The sequence below is a fragment of the Mycolicibacter sinensis genome, from assembly GCF_001667945.1.
In the GTDB taxonomy this organism is placed as follows: domain Bacteria; phylum Actinomycetota; class Actinomycetes; order Mycobacteriales; family Mycobacteriaceae; genus Mycobacterium; species Mycobacterium sinense_B.
The window spans coordinates 20,782-39,842 of sequence record NZ_LZJK01000128.1 but is presented as its reverse complement, the minus strand read 5'-3'; the positions used below and the strand labels follow the sequence as shown (position 1 = coordinate 39,842).

At 68.9% G+C, this 19,061-nt stretch carries 17 protein-coding genes; 11 read left to right on the top strand and 6 right to left on the bottom strand.

The genetic code is table 11. From position 1 onward, the window contains the following. Positions 1 to 4 precede the first annotated feature (4 nt). Entirely contained in the window at positions 5 to 547 is a 543-nt protein-coding gene (locus A5694_RS16715) for a DUF1003 domain-containing protein (RefSeq protein WP_064923176.1), read from the bottom strand. After that, entirely contained in the window at positions 544 to 1,842 is a 1,299-nt protein-coding gene (locus A5694_RS16710) for a magnesium transporter MgtE N-terminal domain-containing protein (protein ID WP_064923175.1), read from the bottom strand. Before A5694_RS16710 ends, A5694_RS16715 begins: the two co-directional genes overlap by 4 nt. Before the next feature lie 24 nt (positions 1,843 to 1,866). On the opposite strand from A5694_RS16710, the gene A5694_RS16705 reads away from it, so the two are divergent. Continuing rightward, entirely contained in the window at positions 1,867 to 2,835 is a 969-nt protein-coding gene (locus A5694_RS16705; RefSeq protein WP_065019284.1) for an HpcH/HpaI aldolase/citrate lyase family protein, read from the top strand. A gap of 13 nt (positions 2,836 to 2,848) precedes the next feature. Here the strand turns inward: A5694_RS16705 and A5694_RS16700 are convergent, their stop codons facing one another. Then, positions 2,849 to 3,430 (bottom strand): DUF4190 domain-containing protein, encoded by a 582-nt coding sequence (locus tag A5694_RS16700; protein WP_234786479.1) that lies wholly within the window; start codon positions 3,428 to 3,430, stop codon positions 2,849 to 2,851. 83 nt (positions 3,431 to 3,513) lie between these two features. On the opposite strand from A5694_RS16700, the gene A5694_RS16695 reads away from it, so the two are divergent. The 6 genes from A5694_RS16695 (at position 3,514) to A5694_RS16670 (ending at position 9,007) form a co-directional block, all read left to right on the top strand. Further along, positions 3,514 to 4,044, top strand: a complete 531-nt coding sequence (locus A5694_RS16695; protein ID WP_064923169.1) for a general stress protein — start codon at positions 3,514 to 3,516, stop codon at positions 4,042 to 4,044. A gap of 73 nt (positions 4,045 to 4,117) precedes the next feature. Further along, positions 4,118 to 5,539 (top strand): ABC transporter substrate-binding protein, encoded by a 1,422-nt coding sequence (locus tag A5694_RS16690; protein ID WP_064923167.1) that lies wholly within the window; start codon positions 4,118 to 4,120, stop codon positions 5,537 to 5,539. Then, positions 5,536 to 6,417: a carbohydrate ABC transporter permease gene (locus tag A5694_RS16685; protein WP_064923165.1), complete on the top strand. Its 882-nt coding sequence runs from the start codon at positions 5,536 to 5,538 to the stop codon at positions 6,415 to 6,417. Before A5694_RS16690 ends, A5694_RS16685 begins: the two co-directional genes overlap by 4 nt. Next, a complete protein-coding gene (locus tag A5694_RS16680; protein ID WP_064923163.1) occupies positions 6,414 to 7,241 on the top strand; it encodes a carbohydrate ABC transporter permease in 828 nt (275 codons plus the stop codon). Before A5694_RS16685 ends, A5694_RS16680 begins: the two co-directional genes overlap by 4 nt. A gap of 4 nt (positions 7,242 to 7,245) precedes the next feature. Further along, entirely contained in the window at positions 7,246 to 8,391 is a 1,146-nt protein-coding gene (locus A5694_RS16675) for an ABC transporter ATP-binding protein (RefSeq protein WP_064923161.1), read from the top strand. Positions 8,392 to 8,398: 7 nt separating this feature from the next. Further along, positions 8,399 to 9,007, top strand: coding sequence for a suppressor of fused domain protein (locus A5694_RS16670; RefSeq protein ID WP_064923159.1), 609 nt, complete (start codon positions 8,399 to 8,401; stop codon positions 9,005 to 9,007). A gap of 85 nt (positions 9,008 to 9,092) precedes the next feature. On the opposite strand, the gene corA is transcribed toward A5694_RS16670, so the two are convergent. Next, the gene (gene corA / locus A5694_RS16665; protein WP_064923157.1) at positions 9,093 to 10,127 is read right to left on the bottom strand and encodes a magnesium/cobalt transporter CorA; all 1,035 of its coding nucleotides are present in this window, start codon (positions 10,125 to 10,127) and stop codon (positions 9,093 to 9,095) included. A 171-nt stretch (positions 10,128 to 10,298) separates the two neighbouring features. Between corA and A5694_RS16660 the strand changes: the two genes are divergently transcribed. Then, positions 10,299 to 11,288: a malate dehydrogenase gene (locus A5694_RS16660; RefSeq protein WP_064923155.1), complete on the top strand. Its 990-nt coding sequence runs from the start codon at positions 10,299 to 10,301 to the stop codon at positions 11,286 to 11,288. A gap of 5 nt (positions 11,289 to 11,293) precedes the next feature. On the opposite strand, the gene A5694_RS16655 is transcribed toward A5694_RS16660, so the two are convergent. Continuing rightward, positions 11,294 to 14,584, bottom strand: a complete 3,291-nt coding sequence (locus A5694_RS16655; protein ID WP_064923153.1) for a helix-turn-helix transcriptional regulator — start codon at positions 14,582 to 14,584, stop codon at positions 11,294 to 11,296. A 160-nt stretch (positions 14,585 to 14,744) separates the two neighbouring features. On the opposite strand from A5694_RS16655, the gene A5694_RS16650 reads away from it, so the two are divergent. The 3 genes from A5694_RS16650 (at position 14,745) to A5694_RS16640 (ending at position 18,099) form a co-directional block, all read left to right on the top strand. Beyond that, positions 14,745 to 15,980, top strand: coding sequence for a cytochrome P450 (locus A5694_RS16650; RefSeq protein WP_064923151.1), 1,236 nt, complete (start codon positions 14,745 to 14,747; stop codon positions 15,978 to 15,980). Positions 15,981 to 16,046: 66 nt separating this feature from the next. Further along, positions 16,047 to 17,234: an NAD(P)-dependent malic enzyme gene (locus A5694_RS16645; protein WP_064923149.1), complete on the top strand. Its 1,188-nt coding sequence runs from the start codon at positions 16,047 to 16,049 to the stop codon at positions 17,232 to 17,234. A gap of 31 nt (positions 17,235 to 17,265) precedes the next feature. Beyond that, positions 17,266 to 18,099 (top strand): glycine betaine ABC transporter substrate-binding protein, encoded by an 834-nt coding sequence (locus A5694_RS16640; RefSeq protein WP_064923196.1) that lies wholly within the window; start codon positions 17,266 to 17,268, stop codon positions 18,097 to 18,099. Between the two features lie 83 nt (positions 18,100 to 18,182). On the opposite strand, the gene A5694_RS16635 is transcribed toward A5694_RS16640, so the two are convergent. Next, complete coding sequence (locus A5694_RS16635; RefSeq protein ID WP_064923147.1) at positions 18,183 to 19,007, bottom strand: SDR family NAD(P)-dependent oxidoreductase; 825 nt, start codon at positions 19,005 to 19,007, stop codon at positions 18,183 to 18,185. Between the last annotated feature and the right edge of the window lie 54 nt (positions 19,008 to 19,061).

Below are 19,061 nucleotides of genomic sequence, written 5' to 3'. Positions count from 1 at the left end.
CCGGTTATGCCCGTCCGTCACGGGGTAAAGCCGGCCGGCCGGGTGCGGACTCGGAAGTGGCGCGGTCAGGCTGGGGTCGCATCTCCTCGAGCAGTTCCCGGACCCGCTCGAGCTCATGGTGCAGGTAATCGCGGGTGGCGACCTCACCGACCGCCAACCGCAACGACGCCAGTTCCCGGGCCAGGTACTCGGTGTCGGCCTTGGTCTGCGCGGCCCGGCGGCGGTCTTCGTCCAGGCTGACCCGGTCGCGGTTCTCCTGCCGGTTCTGGGCCAGCAGGATCAGCGGGGCGGCGTAGGCGGCCTGGGTGGAAAACGCCAGGTTGAGCAGGATGAACGGGTACGGGTCCCAGCGGAAGCTGACCGCGTAGACGTTCAGCAGAATCCATCCCACCACCAGCACGGTCTGGATGGCCAAGTAGCGGCCGGTGCCGAAGAACCGCGCCACCGACTCGGTGAACCGGCCCAGCGCGTCGGGATCCAGCCGCAGGCTGGGCAGCCGCGACGTTCGCGGCGTGGAGAGCCGCTGCGATGACGAGCGGTCGGTCACGACGGCCTCCCGGCGAGTTTCGGCCCCAGGTTCGGCTCGGGGGTTTCACGCCAATCGCGCGGCAGCAGGTGATCCAGCACGTCGTCGACCGTCACCGCGCCCAGCAGGTGATTCTGTTCGTCGAGCACCGGCCCGCAGACCAGATTGTAGGCGGCGAAGTAGCGGGTCAGCTCGGCCAACGACACCTCCGGGTTCAGCGCCGGCAGGTCCGAATCGACGAACCCGCCGATGAGTTCGGCCGGGGGCACCCGCAGCAGCCGCTGCAGTGGAACGCAGCCCAGGTAGTGGCCGGTCGGGGTGGCGGTGGGGGCTCGGGTCACGAACACCAGCGACGACAGCGCCGGGGTGAGGTCCGGGTCGCGCACCCGGGCCAGTGCCTCAGCGACCGAGGTGTCGGCGGTCAGCACCACCGGGTTGGAGGTCATCAACCCGCCCGCGGTATCGGGGGAGTGCTCCAGCAGGCGGCGGACCGGGTCGGAGTCGTCGGGGTCCATCCGCGCCAACAGCGCCTCGGCCTCGGTGGGGTTCATCGCACCCAGCAGGTCCGCGGCGTCGTCGGGATCCATCTCCTCCAGCACGTCGGCGGCGCGTTCGGTGCCCAGCTGACCCAGCACGGCGGCCTGGCGCTCCTCCGGCAGCTCCTGCAGGATGTCGGCCAGCCGCGCGTTGTCCAGCGCGTTGATCACCTCGTAGCGGCGCTTGGGCGGCAGCTCGCGGATGGCGTCGGCGACCTCGATCGGACGCCAGCCCTCGAACTGCTGCAGCAATTGGGCCACGTCCTGGCCGGGCATGGCCAACGCGGACGGGGTCAGGCCTTGTACGTTGTGCCAGTCCACGATGTGCACGGCAGCGCGCCGGCCCAGCCGCCGCGAGTGCCGCACCGCGATGCGGGTCACCAGCCAGTCACGGGTGCGGCTCTGCTCGATGGCCAGATCGGTGATGGTCACGTCGACGCCGGCCAGCTCCGGCAGCTCGGGATCGGTGACCCGGACCTTGGTGTCGAGAACCTGCCCCAGTGCCAGCACCTCACCGGGCCGCTGGTTGAACTTGCGCAGCGACACTGTTCCGGTGTTGAGGGTGACCCCGTTGGGCTCGATCGCCGCAACCCGCAGAATCGGCACGAAAATTCTTCTGCGCGTGGGTAATTCGACGACCAGCCCCAGGACACGCGGCTGCTGGCGCACGATGCTGAGACTGAGCACGACGTCGCGGACCCGCCCAACGGATTCACCGAACGGGCCTAGCACCAGCATCCGCGCGAGCCGCGCTGCGTAAACCCTGTTGCTCGACGCCATGGTTGAAAGGGTAGGAGTGTTTAGGTGACCAACGCATATCGCCCCCGCCGTACCTGCCTGTCGGTACCCGGCAGCAGCCAGAAGATGATCGACAAGGCCAAGGGTCTGCCCGCCGACGAGGTCTTCCTCGATTTGGAGGACGCCGTCGCTCCGGCCGCCAAGGAGCAGGCCCGCGCGCAGGTGGCCGACGCGCTCACTGCGGGCGGCTGGACGGCGCCGCTACTGGGGGTGCGGGTCAACGACTGGACCACGCCGTGGACCCACGCCGACCTGATCCAGGTGGTCTCGGCCGTCGGCGCCGCCGGCGCGCGCCTTGACGTCGTGGTGCTGCCCAAGGTCTCCGACGCCTCCCACGTGCAGGCCCTCGACCTGCTGTTGACCCAGTTGGAGACGGTGCATGGCCTGCCGGTCGGGCAGATCGGCATCGACGCCCAGATCGAGGACGCCCGCGGGCTGACCAACATCAACGCCATCGCCGCCGCACCGCGGGTGCAGGCGCTGGTGCTGGGCCCGGCCGACCTGATGGCCAGCCTCAACACCCGTACCCTGGAGGTCGGCGAGCAGCCCGAGGGATACACCGAGGGCGACGCCTACCACCACGTGCTGATGACGATCCTGGTCGCCGCCCGCGCCCATGGGATCGCCGCCGTCGACGGGCCCTATCTGAAGGTCCGCGACGTCGAGGCGTTCCGCCGGGTGGCGGGGCGTTCGGCCGCTCTTGGTTTTGACGGCAAATGGGTGCTACATCCCGACCAGATCGCGGCCGGCAACGAGATCTTCAGCCCGCGGCAGGCCGAGTACGACCATGCCGAGCTGATCTTGGAGGCCTATGCCTGGCACACCTCGCAGGCCGGCGGGGCTCGCGGCGCGGTGATGCTCGGCGACGAGATGCTTGACGAGGCCAGCCGCAAGATGGCGTTGGTGGTGGCCGGCAAGGGGCGGGCGGCCGGGATGCGCCGTGCGGCACCGCCGTTCGAGCCGCCGAGCGCCTAAGCCCTGGGCCGGATCAGTTCAGGGCGATCATCGCCAGGATGAACGAGAGCACCACCGCAGCGGAGCCGACGGCGGTACCGGCCACCGCGATGCCATGACCGGCCTCACCGGTCCGCTTGATCTGGCTCAGCGCGACGACACCCAGCACGGCGCCGGCGAGCCCCAGCGGCCAGAACAACAGGCCGAGCAGTGCGACCACCAGGGAGCTGACCGCCAACACGTTCGTCTTCTGCGGCTGGCCCGGATTGAAGTAGCCGCCCGGATAGGGCGTGCCGTAGCCCCCCGGCGGGTAGCCGGGTGGTGAGCCGTAGCCGGGCGGGTAACCGGGCGCAGTGCCAAAGCCGGGATAGTCGCCCGGTGCGCCGTAGCCCGGCGGCGGATAACCGCCTGCCGGTGGGGGTGGCGGAAATCCGCCGGGCGGTGGGGGCGGGGGAAATCCGCCCGGCGGGTAACCCGGCGTCGAGGGAGGATAGGCATCGAAACCCGACGGATAGGGCCAACCGCCCTGGTCAGGCCCGGATGCACCGGCGTCGGTCCAGGGTTGGTCGGTATTGGCTCGGGGATTCTCGCCAGAATCGTCGCCGGGAGCTGTCATGCTGTTCAACCTAGCGGATGCGCCGGGCCCGGCTTGTTGTCCGACAGCCCCCTAGCGTGCCGGAGCGAGGAGAGAGAAATCCCATGACCAGCCCTTTTCAGTCCGGACAGACCCCCGATCCGCTTGGCGCGGCGGCGGCAGCCCCGGGTCGGCGTGACGTGGCGCGGCTGCCCACGCCGCCCAAGGGTTGGCCGATCGGGTCCTACCCCACCTATGCCGAGGCGCAGCGCGCCGTGGACTACCTGTCCGATCAACAGTTCCCGGTGCACCAGGTCACGATCGTCGGTGTCGACCTGATGCAGGTCGAACGCGTCACCGGTCGGCTCACCTGGCCCAAGGTGCTCGGCGGCGGCGTGCTGACCGGGGCCTGGCTGGGTCTGTTCATCGGCCTGGTGCTGGGCATCTTCAGCGCCAACCCGGCCCAGGCACTGGTGACCGGCCTGGTCGCCGGGGTGTTCTTCGGCTTGATCACGTCGTCGGTTCCGTACGCGATGGCGCGCGGCACAAGGGATTTCAGCTCGACCATGCAATTGGTCGCGGGCCGCTACGACGTGCTGTGTGATCCGCAGAGCGCCGAGCAGGGCCGGGATCTGCTGGCGAAGCTGACGCTCTGACTTCGCGTTGTTGCACAGCGCGGTCGGGCGGCCTTACCGTCGTGGCACGAAGCGGCAACGGGAGGCGGGTGGCGTGGCGAGTCGGCGCGGTCGCGTACGGCGGCTGGGCGCGGCCGCGCTGGCGGCGCTGAGCGTCGCCTCGGCGGGAGCGGCCTGCGGTTCGGCCGGGCAAGCCGGTGACGGTCTGGTGATCAGCGTGTACACCCCGGCCAACGACACCGCCACGTTCCGCGCCATCGCCCGGCGCTGCACCGAGCAGGCCGGTGGCCGCTACCGGATTCAGCAGTTCAGCCTGCCGCGCGCCGCCGACGACCAGCGCCTGCAGCTGGCCCGGCGCCTCACCGGCAATGACCGCACGCTCGACGTGATGGGCCTAGACGTGGTGTGGACCGCCGAGTTCGCCGAGGCCGGCTGGGCGCTGCCGCTGTCGGCCGATCCGGCCGGCAAAGCCGAGGCCGATGCCCAAGACGACACCCTGCCGGGCCCGCTGGCCACCGCCCGCTGGCGACAGCGCCTGTATGCCGCCCCCCTCATCACCAACACCCAATTGCTTTGGTACCGGCCGGATCTGATGGCCACGGCGCCGTCGACTTGGGATGGAATGGTCGCCGAGGCGGCCCGCTTGCAGGCCGCCGGCAAACCGAGCTGGATCGCGGTGCAGGCCAAGCAATACGAAGGCCTGGTGGTGTGGTTCAACACGCTGCTGGCCAGCGCCGGAGGGCGGGTGCTCGACGACGACGGCAAGACGGTCACCCTGACCGACACCGCCGAACATCGGGCTGCCACCGTCGCCGCCCTGCGGATCATGCAGCAGGTGGCCTCGGCCCCGGGTGCTGATCCGTCGATCACCCAAAGCGATGAGGGCACCGCCCGGCTGGCTTTCGAGCAGGGTAAGGCGGCACTGGAGGTCAACTGGCCGTTCGTGCTGCCGTCCATGCTGGAGAACGCGGTCAAGGGTGGGGTCGGATTCCTGCCGCTGGACCGGCGTTCGGATCTGGCCGGCAGCATCGACAGTGTCGGCTCGTTCGCGCCCAGCGACGAGCAGTACCGGATCGCCTACGACGCCAGCCGCAGCGTGCTCGGGTTCGCGCCGTACCCGGCGGTCTCCGACGGCCACCCGGCCAAGGTGACCCTGGGCGGGCTGAACCTCGCGGTGGCCAAGACCACCCGGCATCGCGCCGAGGCGTTCGAGGCGGTGCGCTGTCTGCGCAATGCGGCCAACCAGAAATATGTCGCGATCGAGGGCGGCCTGCCCGCGGTGCGTGCCTCGGTGTACTCCGACCCGCAGTTCCAGCTGAAGTACCCGCACCACAACCTGATTCGCGACCAACTCACCAACGCTGCGGTACGTCCGGCGACACCGGTCTATCAGGCGGTGTCGACCCGGATATCGGCGACGCTGGCGCCGATCACGGCCATCGACCCGGAGCGCACCGCCGACGAGCTCACCGTGCAGGTGCAAAAGGCCATCGACGGCAAGGGGCTGATCCCGTGACGTCCCGTGCGGATGAACGATCACAGCGGCGGCTGGCCGTGGCGCTGGTCGCCCCGGCGGTGATCCTGATGCTGGCGGTGACGGCCTATCCGATCGGCTACGCGATCTGGCTGAGCCTGCTGCGCTACAACCTGGCCACGCCGGGCGATACCGCATTCGTCGGCCTGGCCAACTACCAGACCACCTTGACCGACTCCTACTGGTGGACCGCCTTTGCGGTGACGTCGGGCATCACCGTGGTCTCGGTGGCCATCGAGTTCGTGCTGGGCCTGGCGCTGGCGCTGGTGATGCACCGCAGCCTGTTCGCCAAGGGCATGGTGCGTACCGCGGTGCTGGTGCCCTACGGCATCGTCACGGTCGCGGCCGCCTACAGCTGGTACTACGCCTGGACGCCGGGCACCGGATACCTGGCGAATCTGCTGCCGGACGGCAGCGCGCCGTTGACCCACCAACTGCCGTCGCTGGCGATCGTGGTGGCCGCCGAGGTGTGGAAGACCACGCCGTTCATGGCGCTGCTGCTGCTGGCCGGGCTGGCCCTGGTCCCCGACGATCTGCTCAAGGCGGCGCAGGTCGACGGCGCCGGCGCCTGGCGGCGACTGGTCAAGGTCATCCTGCCGATGATGAAACCCGCCATCCTGGTGGCGTTGTTGTTCCGCACCCTGGACGCGTTCCGGATCTTCGACAACATCTACGTGCTCACCAACGGCTCCAACAACACCGGTTCGGTGTCGATCCTGGGCTACGACAACCTCTTCAAGGGCTTCAACGTGGGCTTGGGATCGGCGATCTCGGTGCTGATCTTCGTCTGCGTGGCGCTGATCGCTTGGGTGTTCGTCAAGGTGTTCGGCGCCGCGGCGCCGGGATCGGGCCAGAAATGACCGACCTTCGCCGCCGCACCGCCTGGCTGATCGTCGACCTGGCCGTGGTGGTCTATGCGCTGGTGCCGGTGCTGTGGATCCTGTCGCTGTCGCTCAAACCGACATCAACGGTCAAGGACGGCAAGCTGATTCCGTCGTCGGTGACTTTGGACAACTACCGCGGCATCTTTGCCGGTGACGTCTTCGGGTCGGCGCTGATCAACTCCGTCGGTATCGGCCTGATCACCACGGTGATCGCGGTGGTGATCGGCGCGATGGCCGCGTACGCGGTGGCGCGCCTGGACTTCGCAGGCAAGCGGCTGCTGGTCGGGGCCGCCTTGCTGATCGCGATGTTTCCCCAGATATCGCTGGTGACACCGATCTTCAACATCGAGCGGGCGACCGGCCTGTTCGACACCTGGCCGGGATTGATCATCCCCTACATCACCTTCGCGCTACCGCTGGCGATCTACACGCTCTCGGCGTTCTTCCAAGAGATTCCGTGGGACCTGGAGAAGGCCGCCAAGATGGACGGCGCCACACCGGCTCAGGCGTTCCGCAAGGTGATCGCGCCGCTGGCCGCGCCCGGGATCGTCACCGCGGCGATCCTGGTCTTCATCTTCGCCTGGAACGACCTGCTGTTGGCGCTGTCGCTGACGGCGACCAAAGCCTCGATCACCGCTCCGGTGGCGATCGCCAACTTCACCGGCAGTTCGCAGTTCGAGGAACCGACCGGTTCCATCGCCGCGGGCGCGATGGTGATCACCGTGCCGATCATCATCTTTGTTCTAATCTTCCAACGACGGATCGTGGCGGGACTGACCTCCGGCGCGGTGAAGGGATAGGCCGATGGCAGAGATCGAACTCGTCCACATCACCAAGAGCTACCCCGACGGCGCGGTGGCGGTCAAAGATCTGTCGCTGAGCATCGCCGACGGCGAGTTCATCATCCTGGTGGGCCCGTCCGGCTGCGGAAAATCCACCACACTGAACATGATCGCCGGCCTGGAGGAGATCTCGTCGGGGGAGCTGCGCATCGGCGGCGAACGCGTCAACGAGCGCGCGCCCAAGGACCGCGATATCGCGATGGTGTTTCAGTCGTATGCCCTCTACCCGCATATGACGGTGCGCGGCAACATCGCATTCCCGTTGACCTTGGCCAAGATGAAGAAGCCGCAGATCGCCGAGAAGGTCGCCGAGGTCGCCAAAATCCTTGACCTGACCGATTTTCTGGATCGCAAGCCGTCGCAGCTCTCCGGTGGGCAGCGTCAGCGGGTTGCGATGGGGCGGGCAATCGTGCGGCAGCCCAAGGCGTTCCTGATGGACGAGCCGCTGTCGAACCTGGACGCCAAGCTGCGCGTGCAGATGCGCAGTGAGATCGCCCGGCTGCAGCGGCGGCTGGGCACCACCACCGTCTACGTCACCCACGACCAGACCGAGGCGATGACGCTCGGCGACCGGGTGGTGGTGATGCACGGTGGGATCGCCCAGCAGATCGGCACCCCCGACGAGCTCTACGAGCGGCCCGCCAACCTGTTTGTCGCCGGATTCGTCGGCTCACCGGCGATGAACTTCTTCCCCGGCACGCTGACCCCGAGCGGCGCGCGAGTGGCGTTCGGGGAGATCCCGCTGGCCGCGGAGGTCCGCGACGCGATCGGCCGTCATCCCCAGCCGCACGGCAATGAGGTCGTCATCGGGGTGCGCCCCGAGCATCTCGGCGACGCCGGGCTGCTCGACGGCGCCCAGCGCGACCGGGCGGTCACGTTCTCCGCGCGCGTCGACCTCGTCGAATCTCTCGGCGCCGACAAATACCTGTACTTCACCCCGAACGAGCCGGCCGGTACGTCGGCCGAAAACGAACTCGTGGCACGGGTTCCCGCCGCGTCGAAGGCGGCCGGCGGGCAGCCGATCGAGCTGGCCCTGGACGCCGGCAAGGTGGTGGTGTTCGACGCCAAGTCCGGGGTGAACCTCAGCGTCGCGCCGGCCGGCCGGTGAACCGCCGGTGAGTGACGATCTGGAGCGGGTGCGCGCCCACCTGCGGGCGCACTTCACCGCCGTGGGCATCACCTCAGAGCCCGACGCGGCGCGCGTGACCTTCCTGGGAGTCGAGCCCATCGAGGTGCTGCGGTTCGGCCCCGGCCCCGACCGGATGGTGCACTACGTCTCGGTGGGCTGCTCGCGGCATCCGATGGGAGATCCGGGCCAGATCCTGGCCGACCCGGTACACGGTCCCCGCGCAGAACTGGTTCTGCGGCTGCGGATTTCGGGTTCCGACGCGGGACTGGCCCGCAGCCTCGCCGCGGTGGCGGCCGCACCGGTGGTGGAGGGCGTGGTCTTGGCCCCCGACGCGCTGATGGATCTCGGGGAGCCGCTGTGGAGCCGGCAGTCGGGGGCGGTGCCGTTCACCGCGCTGCTGCTGGGCGAGAGTGATATCGCCGAGTTGCCGCTGGAGCCCCCGCGCGAACCGGTGCGGTTCTGCTCGGCCACCCCGATCACCGCGACCGAGGCCGCCTGGGTGCGGCTCAAGGGCGCCGATGCGATGCGCGAGGCCTGGCAGGCCGACGGGGTGGACGTGTTCGACCCGAACCGGCCGGCCTCCCAGCCCGGGTAACTTCCTGCGCGAGAGCGCGTGTTTGCCCGCCGACACGCCGGTTTTGCCGTGCAACAGTGCACGTTCGCGGCCGGCGAAGGTGCGCTCAGAGCCAGCCGTTGCGGCGGAACGCGCGATACAACAGTGTGCAGATGGCCACCATCGCGCACAGCACCACCGGATAACTGAACGTCCAGTGCAGCGCGGGCATGTGGTCGAAGTTCATGCCGTAGATCCCGGCGATCATGGTGGGGACGGCGATGATGCCGGCCCAGGCCGACATCTTGCGCATGTCGGTGTTCTGCTGCATTCCGACCCGCGCCAGTGCCGCCTGCACCAGGGAGCTGAGCATCTCGTCGTAGCTGGCGATCTGTTCGGCGGCGCGGGTCTGGTGGTCGCCGACGTCCCGCAGGTAGCGCCGCACCTCCTTGGAGATCAGGTCCTTGTAGTCGGTCTGTATCCGCTGGAACGGCACCGACAGCGGCGCGACCGCGCGCCGCAGCTCGACGACTTCGCGCTTGATCTGGTAGATCGGTTCGACGTCGGTGCGGGTGCCGGGCGCGAACGCCACCTCCTCGATGGTGTCGATGTCGCTTTCCATGAGGTTGGTCACCTCGACGTAGCGGTCGACCACGTAGTCGGCGATGGCGTGCATCACCGCATACGGGCCCAGCCGCAGATGCTCGGGGTCGGCTTCCATGCGTTTGCGGACTTGCGCCAGGCCGCTGTGTTCGCCGTGGCGGACGGTGACGACGAAATTCTTGCCGACGAAGATCATGATCTCGCCGGTTTCGACGATCTGGCGGGGGAGCACCACCGATTCGTGGGGGACATAGTTGACGGTCTTGAGCACCAGGAACAGCGTCTCGTCGTAGCGCTCCAGCTTGGGCCGCTGGTGGGCGTGCACGGCGTCCTCGACGGACAGTTCATGCAGGTCGAAAGTCGCCGCCACCGCCTGCATCTGGCGCTCGTCGGGCTCGTGCAGGCCTACCCAGACGAACGCCTCGCGCCCATCGGTCTCGATCTGGCGCACCTTGGCCATCGCCCCGGCCGGGGTGAACTCGCCGGGAATCCGGTCGCCGTCGGCGTAGACGCCGCAGTCGATCAACACCCGGGGAACCGGGTCGCGCAACGCCGTCATGGCGGCCCTCCCTCCGGCGCACACTGCCGGTGAAATGCTACGCGCCTGGACCCAAACCGACCGGTCAGCGCGGTTCGGCCGGGGTCCGGAGTTTTCGTGCCGCCGGCGGTGCGCTAGTTTCGACCCGGACCAATCCCAGACCAAGCCGAACCCGTTCGAGGAGCACTTGACGTGAGCACAACCCCACTCAAGGTGGCCGTCACCGGCGCCGCCGGTCAGATCGGCTACAGCCTGCTGTTCCGCCTGGCCAGTGGCTCGCTGCTGGGCCCCGACCGGCCGATCGAACTGCGTCTGCTGGAGATCGAGCCCGCCCTCAAGGCGCTCGAGGGCGTGGTGATGGAGCTCGACGACTGTGCGTTCCCGCTGCTGTCCGGGGTGCAGATCGGCTCGGACGCGAACAAGATCTTCGACGGCGCGAACCTGGCGCTGCTGGTCGGCGCCCGCCCGCGCGGCCCGGGTATGGAGCGCAGCGACCTGCTGGAGGCCAACGGCGCGATCTTCACCGCGCAGGGCAAGGCGCTCAACGAGGTCGCGGCCTCCGACATCCGGGTGGGGGTGACCGGCAACCCCGCCAACACCAACGCGCTGATCGCGATGAGCAACGCCCCGGACATCCCCAAGGAGCGCTTCTCGGCGCTGACCCGCCTGGACCACAACCGGGCGATCTCGCAGCTGGCCGCCAAGACCGGGGTGAAGGTCACCGACGTCAAGAAGATGACGATCTGGGGCAACCACTCGGCCACCCAGTACCCCGACATCTTCCACGCCGAGGTCGGCGGGCGTAACGCCGCTGAGGTCGTCGGCGACCAGGCCTGGATCGAGAACGACTTCATCCCGACCGTCGCCAAGCGCGGCGCGGCGATCATCGACGCGCGCGGTGCCTCGTCGGCCGCTTCGGCGGCGTCGGCCACCGTCGACGCCGCCCGGGACTGGCTGCTGGGCAGCCCGGACGGGGACTGGGTGTCGATGGCGGTGATCTCCGACGGCTCCTACGGTGTGCCGGAAGGCCTGATCTCGTCGTTCCCGGTCACCACCGCAGGCGGCGACTGGAGCATCGTGCAGGGCCTGGAGATCGACGACTTCTCCCGCGGCCGGATCGACGCTTCCACTGCCGAGCTGGCCGAGGAGCGTGACGCGGTCACCGGGCTCGGCCTGATCTAACAGCGTTACGCCCGGCGGGCGACCTCCTGGGCGAGCTGTACCCGGGAGGTCAGCCCCAGCTTGGTGTAGACGTGAGTCAGGTGCGTCTGCACGGTACGCGGTGAGACGAAAAGCCTTGCGGCGATGTCCTTATTGCCGAGACCGTCGCTGACGAGGCGGACGACGTCGAGCTCGGTCGGGGTCAACGAGCCCCAGCCCTTCGACGGGCGCTTTCGTTCGCCGCGGCCGCGCTGCGCGTACGCGATCGCCTCGTCAGTGGACAGCGTGGCACCGTCGGCCCAGGCCTGCTCGAAGTCCTTGGCCGCCATGGCGTTACGCAGCGTTGCCACCGATGCTTCGTATGCCCCGTCGTGATACTTGAAGCGAACCGCGCCGATGCGCTGCCGGAGCCCGTCGGCCGCTCCGAAAAGGCGGGCCGCTTCGCGGTGGCTGCCGGTGCTGCACGCCACGGCAGCCAGGCACTCGAAAACCTCCGCAATCCCGGTCTGCGCCTTGGTTTCGGCGGCGATCGCCAGCGCCTCGTGCAGATCACGCTCGGCCCGCCGCGGGTCAGCCCGGGCGATGGCCACGCGCGCACGCGGCACCAGTCCCATGATCCGGTACCACCCGGTCGTTGCGGCGACACCCTCATCGGCCCACTGCTGCGCGGCGCTGAGATCGCCGGCGGCCAGGGCCGTCTCCGCTCGGCACCAACGGAATATGGCCGCGATTTCGTCGTGGACGCCGATGTGATGCCACATCAGGTCCTGCGCCTGCTTGGCGGCGGCGGCATCGCCGCGGGCCAGGGCGGCGACGCCGGCCGCCATGTGGGCGACTCCCTCGTGTACCCGGCTCAGCACTGCGCCGGTGTCGATGAGCGCACCCACCACGGTCTCGGCCTGGCTGGTCTCGCCCTGGAATGCCAACACCAGGGCGAGGTTCTGTAGGCCGAGGAACCGATTGAGCATGTCGCCGGCCGCGTCGGCCTCGGTGATCATCTCCCGGCACCGTGCGGCCTCCCCGGCGAGATCACCCTGCATGTAGCTGGCCGTCCCCAGCCAGTTGCGGCAGTAGCGCGAGTGGAACTGGTCGCCAAGGGATTCGGCCAGCTCACGGCCCTCCTCGCCGGCCTCCCGGACCCCCATCAGGTCGCCCGCCACCACGGCTGCGTACGTCTTCCACCCGAGGATCTGGGCCAGCCGCCACTGGTCTCCCAGCCCGCGGGCGATCTCGATCGCCTCGGCGAAGTACGGCCGCGCTACCTCCGCCTTATAGGCGGCAATGCCCACGCAGGCGGTGAGCGCCCTGGCAAGCAGCGCCGGATCGTCGAGTTCGCGGGCGATCGCCACGGCTTCCTGGGCTTGCTCGGTGCTGTCCAACGCCAAGCCCCACGCGTTGAGCAGTGCCTTGTCGGCCAGCGCCCGTGCGCGTACCGGGCGGGGCAGATCGGCGCCGTCGGCGGCGAGGACGGCATCAAACCAGGCCGCCCCTTCCACGATGCGCCCGCGAGACAGCCAGATCGGCAACAGCGACGACGCCAGGCCCATCGCCAGTTCGATGTCGCCGTTCTCCTGGCTCCACGCGAATGCGGCACGCAGGTTGTCGATCTCGGATTCGACGTGTTCGAGCGCCTGGGCGTGGGAATCGCTGTTCGGGGTGTCGAGGGTGGCGGCCAAGGCCGTGTAGTGATCACGATGACGACTGCGGGCGTCATCGGCCTCGCCGGATTCGCCCAGCTTTTCCAGGGCATACTGGCGCACCATCTCCAACATGCGGTAACGGGTTCGGCCCGTGGCGTTTTCGGCGACCACCAGTGACTTGTCGACCAGCAGGGTGAGCTGATCGAGCACGTGGTGGCCCTTGATGGGAGCGCCGCTCGCCACGAACTGCGCGGCGTCGAGATGGAAGCCACCCATGAAGGCGGCCAATCGACGGAAGAGCACCCGTTCCGGGTCGGTCAGCAGCGTGTGCGACCAGTCGACGGAGGCGTGCAGGGTTTGCTGTCGACGCACTGCTCGCCGCGCGCCGCCGGTCAGCAGTCGGAAGCGGTCATGCAAACCGTCCAGGATTTCCTCCAGCGACAGCGCCCGAATCTGCGCTGCGGCCAGTTCGATCGCCAGGGGCATTCCATCGAGACGTCGGCAGATCTCCGCGACCGTGGTCGCGTTGGCGTCGGTGAGGACGAAGTCCGGGCAGGCGCGCCGCGCCCGGTCGGCAAACAGTTCGACGGCCTCGTCGAGCAGCGATAGTGACGGCACCCGCCAGGTGACCTCGCCGTCCACCGCGATCGACTCCCGGCTGGTCGCCAGGAACCGCAGTTCTGGACAGGCGCCGAGCAGTTCGATGGTCAGGGCTGCGGTGGCGTCGAGCAGATGTTCGCAATTGTCCAGCACCACCAGCATGTTCCGCTCGCCGAGGAATCGGATGAGAGTGTCGATGGTGGAGCGGCCCGGCTGGTCCGGCAGGCCCAGCGAACGTGCCGCGGCCACGGGCACCAGTTCCGGGTCGGTGATCGGCGCGAGATCGACATACCACACGCCGCCGCTGAACTCCTCGGCCGACAGCGCCGCGATCTCGACCGCCAGGCGGGTCTTGCCGGCGCCCCCGGCGCCGGTCAAGGTGACGAGCCGGTTGTCGGCGAGGAGCGCTCGCACGTCGGACATCTGGCCGGTGCGTCCGATGAATCGGGTCAGCTGCGGTGGAAGGTGCTGTGAGCCAACGGGTCCCGCTGTTCGCAGCGGAGGAAATTCGTTGCGCAGATCGGGGTGGCACAGCTGCACCACCCGTTCCGGCTTGGGTACGCCCCGCAGCGGATGGCAGCCCAGGTCGATCAGCCAGGCATCGGCGGGAAGCCAGTCGACCACCAGTGCTTCGGCCGCCCCGGAAAGGACGGTCTGGCCGCCGTGCGCCAAATCGCGGAGGCGCGCGGTGCGGTTGATGGTGGGGCCGATGTAGTTGCCCTCGTCGCGCAGCTGCACCTCACCGCTGTGCAGGCCGATACGCAGCCGGATCGGCGCCAACGGTGCCCGCTGTAGCTCCAGCGCGCACCCCACCGCGTCGCTGGCCCGGGCGAAGGCCAGCACGAAGCTGTCGCCCTCGCCCTGCTCCACCGGCCGCACGCCCCGGTAGGTGGCAACCAGCTGCGCCAGGGTGCGATCCAGCCGTGCCACCGCCAGGGTCATCTCATCCGGTTGGGATTCCCACAACCGGGTGGAGCCTTCGACGTCGGCCAGAAGCAACGTCACCGTTCCGGTCGGCAGCTCGTTCACGCCCACCTCACTCCACGTCACCAGCGGCGTGTCAACGCGTTCGCTCATGCTAGCCAGCATGCGGTGGCCGGGTAGGGCAAAACATCAGCACATACGCGTAGATTGCGCGCGGATTTACGACCCCGCCCGCGGCGATCTACGCGTCCTGACCGATGGTTTTGCCTTCGGCCCCTCCGATAGTCGATGTCACCCGACCAAGGAGGCCCCCATGACGACCGTCCCCACCAGCAGCCGCCCCGACATCTTCAGCGCCGATCTCCCGCGGCTGGCGTATGACCATCTGCACGACCCGGACGCAGCGCACCAACGCATCGCCGCGGCCCGGCAGCTAGCACCGCTGGCGATGGGACCGCACGGACCCGAGATCCTCAGCTACGAGCTGGTGCGTACCGTACTGCGCGACCCGCGGTTTGCCACCGCCCGAGGCCTCGGGCTGGATCTGCAGGGCATCACCTCGGGACCGCTGTGGGACCGGGCCGTTCGCAACATCCTCAGCCTCGACGGCGAGCAGCATCATCGGCTGCGCCGGTTGGTGTCCAAGGCCTTCGCGCCCCGCTCCGCCGGGCGGCTGCAGTCACTGATCATCGCGGTCATCACCGACTTGGTTGCGCCGCTGACCCCTCGTGGCCGCTGCGACGTGGTCAGCGAGATCGCCCGGCGATACCCGACGCCGATCATCTGCGCGCTGCTGGGCGTGCCGCGCCAAGACTGGCAACTGTTCTCGGACTGGACCGATGACATCAAGAAGATCTTCGACTGGAACGTCGGGAACGACGCTCCGGCGATCCTGGCGGCCTGGCAGAGCCTCGACGCCTACCTCGAGAAGTTGGTCGCCGCGCGGCGCGCAAACCTGACCGATGACGTGCTCTCCGACCTGATCCGCGCGGAAGACGACGGTGACCGACTCGCCCACGCCGAGCTGTTGATGCTCGCAGCGACTCTGTTGGGCGCAGGCACCGACACCACCCGCAATCAGTTGGCCGCCGCCGTCCAGGCGCTCTGCGATCACCCCGAGCAATGGGCGGCACTGGCCGAACGCCCGGAACTGGCACCGCGCGCCGCCGAGGAACTCATGCGCTATTACCCCGTGGTCTTCGGCACGCTCCGCAAAGCCGTTGACGACGTCGAACTCGGCGGGGTCATCATTCCCGCCGGCACCCTGGTCGTCGCCAACATCGCCGCCGCCAACCGCGACCCGGAGGTGTACACCCACCCCGGCCGCCTGGACATCACCCGCGGTGACGCAGCGCCGGTCCTGACGTTCGGCGGTGGCCTGCACTACTGCCTCGGGTCCCATCTGGCCCGGCTTGAACTCATCGAGGCGCTGCGCGTCATCACCCGGTGCCTGCCCAACCCACGGCGGAGCGGCCCGGCCCCCTGGAAAGCCATCATCGGAATCACCGGACCGGTCACCGTGCCTATCGAATTCAACGCCGCGCGTTGAGCCGCCCGGTGGCACAGCCCGGCCGACCTGAGGGTTTGAGAGCGCGCACAGTACCCTGGACTATCGATGTCCGAGAACCTTGCGAATACGGCGAACAACTCGCCGATCGTCATTGGAGACGAAGAGATCTTCGAAGCCCACATGGGCGGAAAGATCTCCGTCGACCTGAAGGCCCCGCTGGACAGCCAGCGCGCGCTGTCGATCGCCTACACCCCCGGGGTGGCGCAGGTCAGCCGTGCCATCGCGGCCGATCACACGCTCGCGGCCCGCTACACCTGGGCGCACCGGCTGGTGGCGGTCGTCAGCGACGGCAGTGCCGTCCTCGGGTTGGGTGACCTGGGTCCGGCGGCGTCGCTGCCGGTGATGGAGGGCAAGGCCGCGCTGTTCAAGACGTTCGCCGGCTTGGACTCCATTCCTATCGTGCTGGACACCAAGGATCCGGACGAGATCGTGCAGACCCTGGTGCGGCTGCGCCCGACGTTCGGCGCGGTCAACCTGGAGGACATCTCCGCCCCGCGCTGCTTTGAGATCGAGCGCCGCGTGATCGAGGCGCTGGACTGCCCGGTGATGCACGACGATCAGCACGGCACCGCGATCGTGGCGTTGGCGGCGCTGATGGGGGCGGCCAAGGTGCTCGGCCGGGATCTCTCGTCGTTGCGGGTGGTGGTCTCCGGCGCGGGCGCGGCCGGCGTGGCCTGCGCCAACATCCTGCTCTCGGTGGGCATCTCGGAGTTGATCGTGCTGGATTCGCAGGGCGTACTGCATCCGGACCGCACCGACATGAACGATGTCAAGGCCGAGCTGGCGCAGCGCACCAACCCCGGTGGTCGCACCGGCGGGCTCGCCGAGGCTCTCGCCGGCGCCGACGTGTTCCTGGGCGCGTCCGGGGGAGTGGTGCCCGAGGAGTTGATCGCCTCGATGAACCCGGGCGGTGTGGTGTTCGCGCTGTCCAATCCGGACCCGGAGATCCACCCCGACTTGGCGGCCAAGTACGCGGCGGTGGTGGCGACCGGCCGCAGCGATTTCCCCAACCAGATCAACAACGTGCTCGCCTTCCCCGGCGTGTTCCGCGGTGCGCTGGACGCCGGCGCCCACCGGATCACCGAGGCGATGAAACTGGCTGCTGCCGAAGCGATTTACTCCGTCGTCGCCGACGACCTGGCGCCGGATCGGGTGGTGCCGAGCCCGTTGGACCCCCGGGTCGAACCGGCCGTTGCTGCGGCGGTCGCGGCGGCCGCCGGCTCAGCGTCCTGAGCGCACGGTGCCCCGGCTGCAAAGACATCACCTGCGCCCGTTGGCGCTCATAGGGGCAGCGCTGCTGATCGCCGGCTGCACCGGGCAGCTCGCCCCGCCGCTGCTGAGTGTGGGAACGTCACCGGACCCGCAATCGCAGGTTCTGGCGCACCTGTACGCCAGCGCCCTGCGTGGCTCGGGTGCCCCGGTGCGCGTCGCACCCGTCGCCGACCCGGTCGCCGCGCTCGATGCCGGCGAGATCACCGTGGTGCCCGGCTTCACCGGCCGATTCCTGGCGGTGTTCGCCCCGGACTCCGCGGCGCGCTCCGACCGGCAGGTCTACTGGGCGTTGGCCGGCGCCCTGCCGGAGAGCCTCGCGGTCGGCGACTACGCCATGACGGCCGCCGACAAGCCCACCGTGGCCGTGACCAAAGCCACCGCGACCGCGTGGGGCGGCGCCGATCTGCGTGCGCTGGTACAGCACTGCGCCAAGCTGACCGTCGGCGCCGTCACCGGTGCGCGGCCACCAGCCGCAGTGGGCCGGTGCGTACTGCCCAGGCTGCGTGAGTTCGCTGACGACGCTGCCTTGTTCGCCGCGCTGCGCGGCGGCCGGATCACCGCGGCGTGGACCACTACGGCCGATCCCGGGGCGCCCGACGACGCCGTGATGCTCGCCGACGGCACACCGGCGTTGGTGCGCGCGGAGAACGTGGTGCCGCTGTACCGGCGCAATGCGCTGACCGAAGCCCAACTGCTGGCGATCAACCAGGTGGCCGGGGTGCTGGACACCGCTGCCCTGGTCGACATGCACCGCCAAGTGGCTGGTGGCGCCGACCCGCAGGCAGTGGTGGACGCCTTTTTGGACGAACACCCGCTCGGGCGGTAGCCGATCGCCGCCCCGCGGGCCGCGAATCGGAATCTGACGACACGACACGCCTATGTCGCGTCGTCAGATTCCTACTGGATGCGCTACCGGGGCATGAATTTCGGGATGACGAACGTGAACAGCCGTTGGTATCCCGAACCCAGGACACGCACGAGCAGATCGAGAACCTTGGCGTCCTTGCCGATGAGCACCCGAGCCCGGTTCTTGCTGACCCCGGCCAGGATCACGCGGGCAGCCTCTTCGGCGGTGGTGGCGGCCAACCGCCGGTCGAAGAACTCGGCCATCGCGGCGGCGTCCAGCCCCTCGGCGACGGTGGCGTTGCGGGCGATCGCCGTCTTGATGCCGCCGGGGTGCACCGTGGTGACCTTGACCGGGTGCCCGGAAATGGCCATCTCCTGACGCAACGCCTCGGTGAAGCCGCGGACAGCGAACTTCGCCGCGTTGTAGGCGCCCTGGCCCGGTGTCGACAGCAGCCCGAACAAGCTGGAGATGTTGACGACGTGGCCGTCGCCGGAGGCGATCAGGTGCGGCAGGAAGGCCTTGGTGCCGTTGACCACGCCCCAGAAGTCGACATCCATCACCCGCTCGATGTCCTTGAACGGGCTGACCTCGATGTTGCCGCTGTAGGCGATGCCGGCGTTGTTGTAGATCTGGTTGACCTTGCCGAAGTGCTCCTTGACCTCGTCGGCGTAGGCGAGGAACGCTTCCCGCTCGGTGACGTCGAGCCGGTCGGCCTTGACCCGCACGCCCAGCGCGGTCAAGCGCCGCTCGGTCTGGGCGAGCCCCTCGGTGTCGACGTCGCTGATCGCCAGCTGCGCTCCCGCGCGGGCCAGCTCGATGGCCAGCGCCTGGCCGATACCCGAACCGGCACCGGTGACGACGGCGACTTTCCCGGCGAATCCCTGCATGTGCTCTCCCAGCAGTCGGTGGACCCCCCGAGCTTATCCGGTACCGGCGGTACT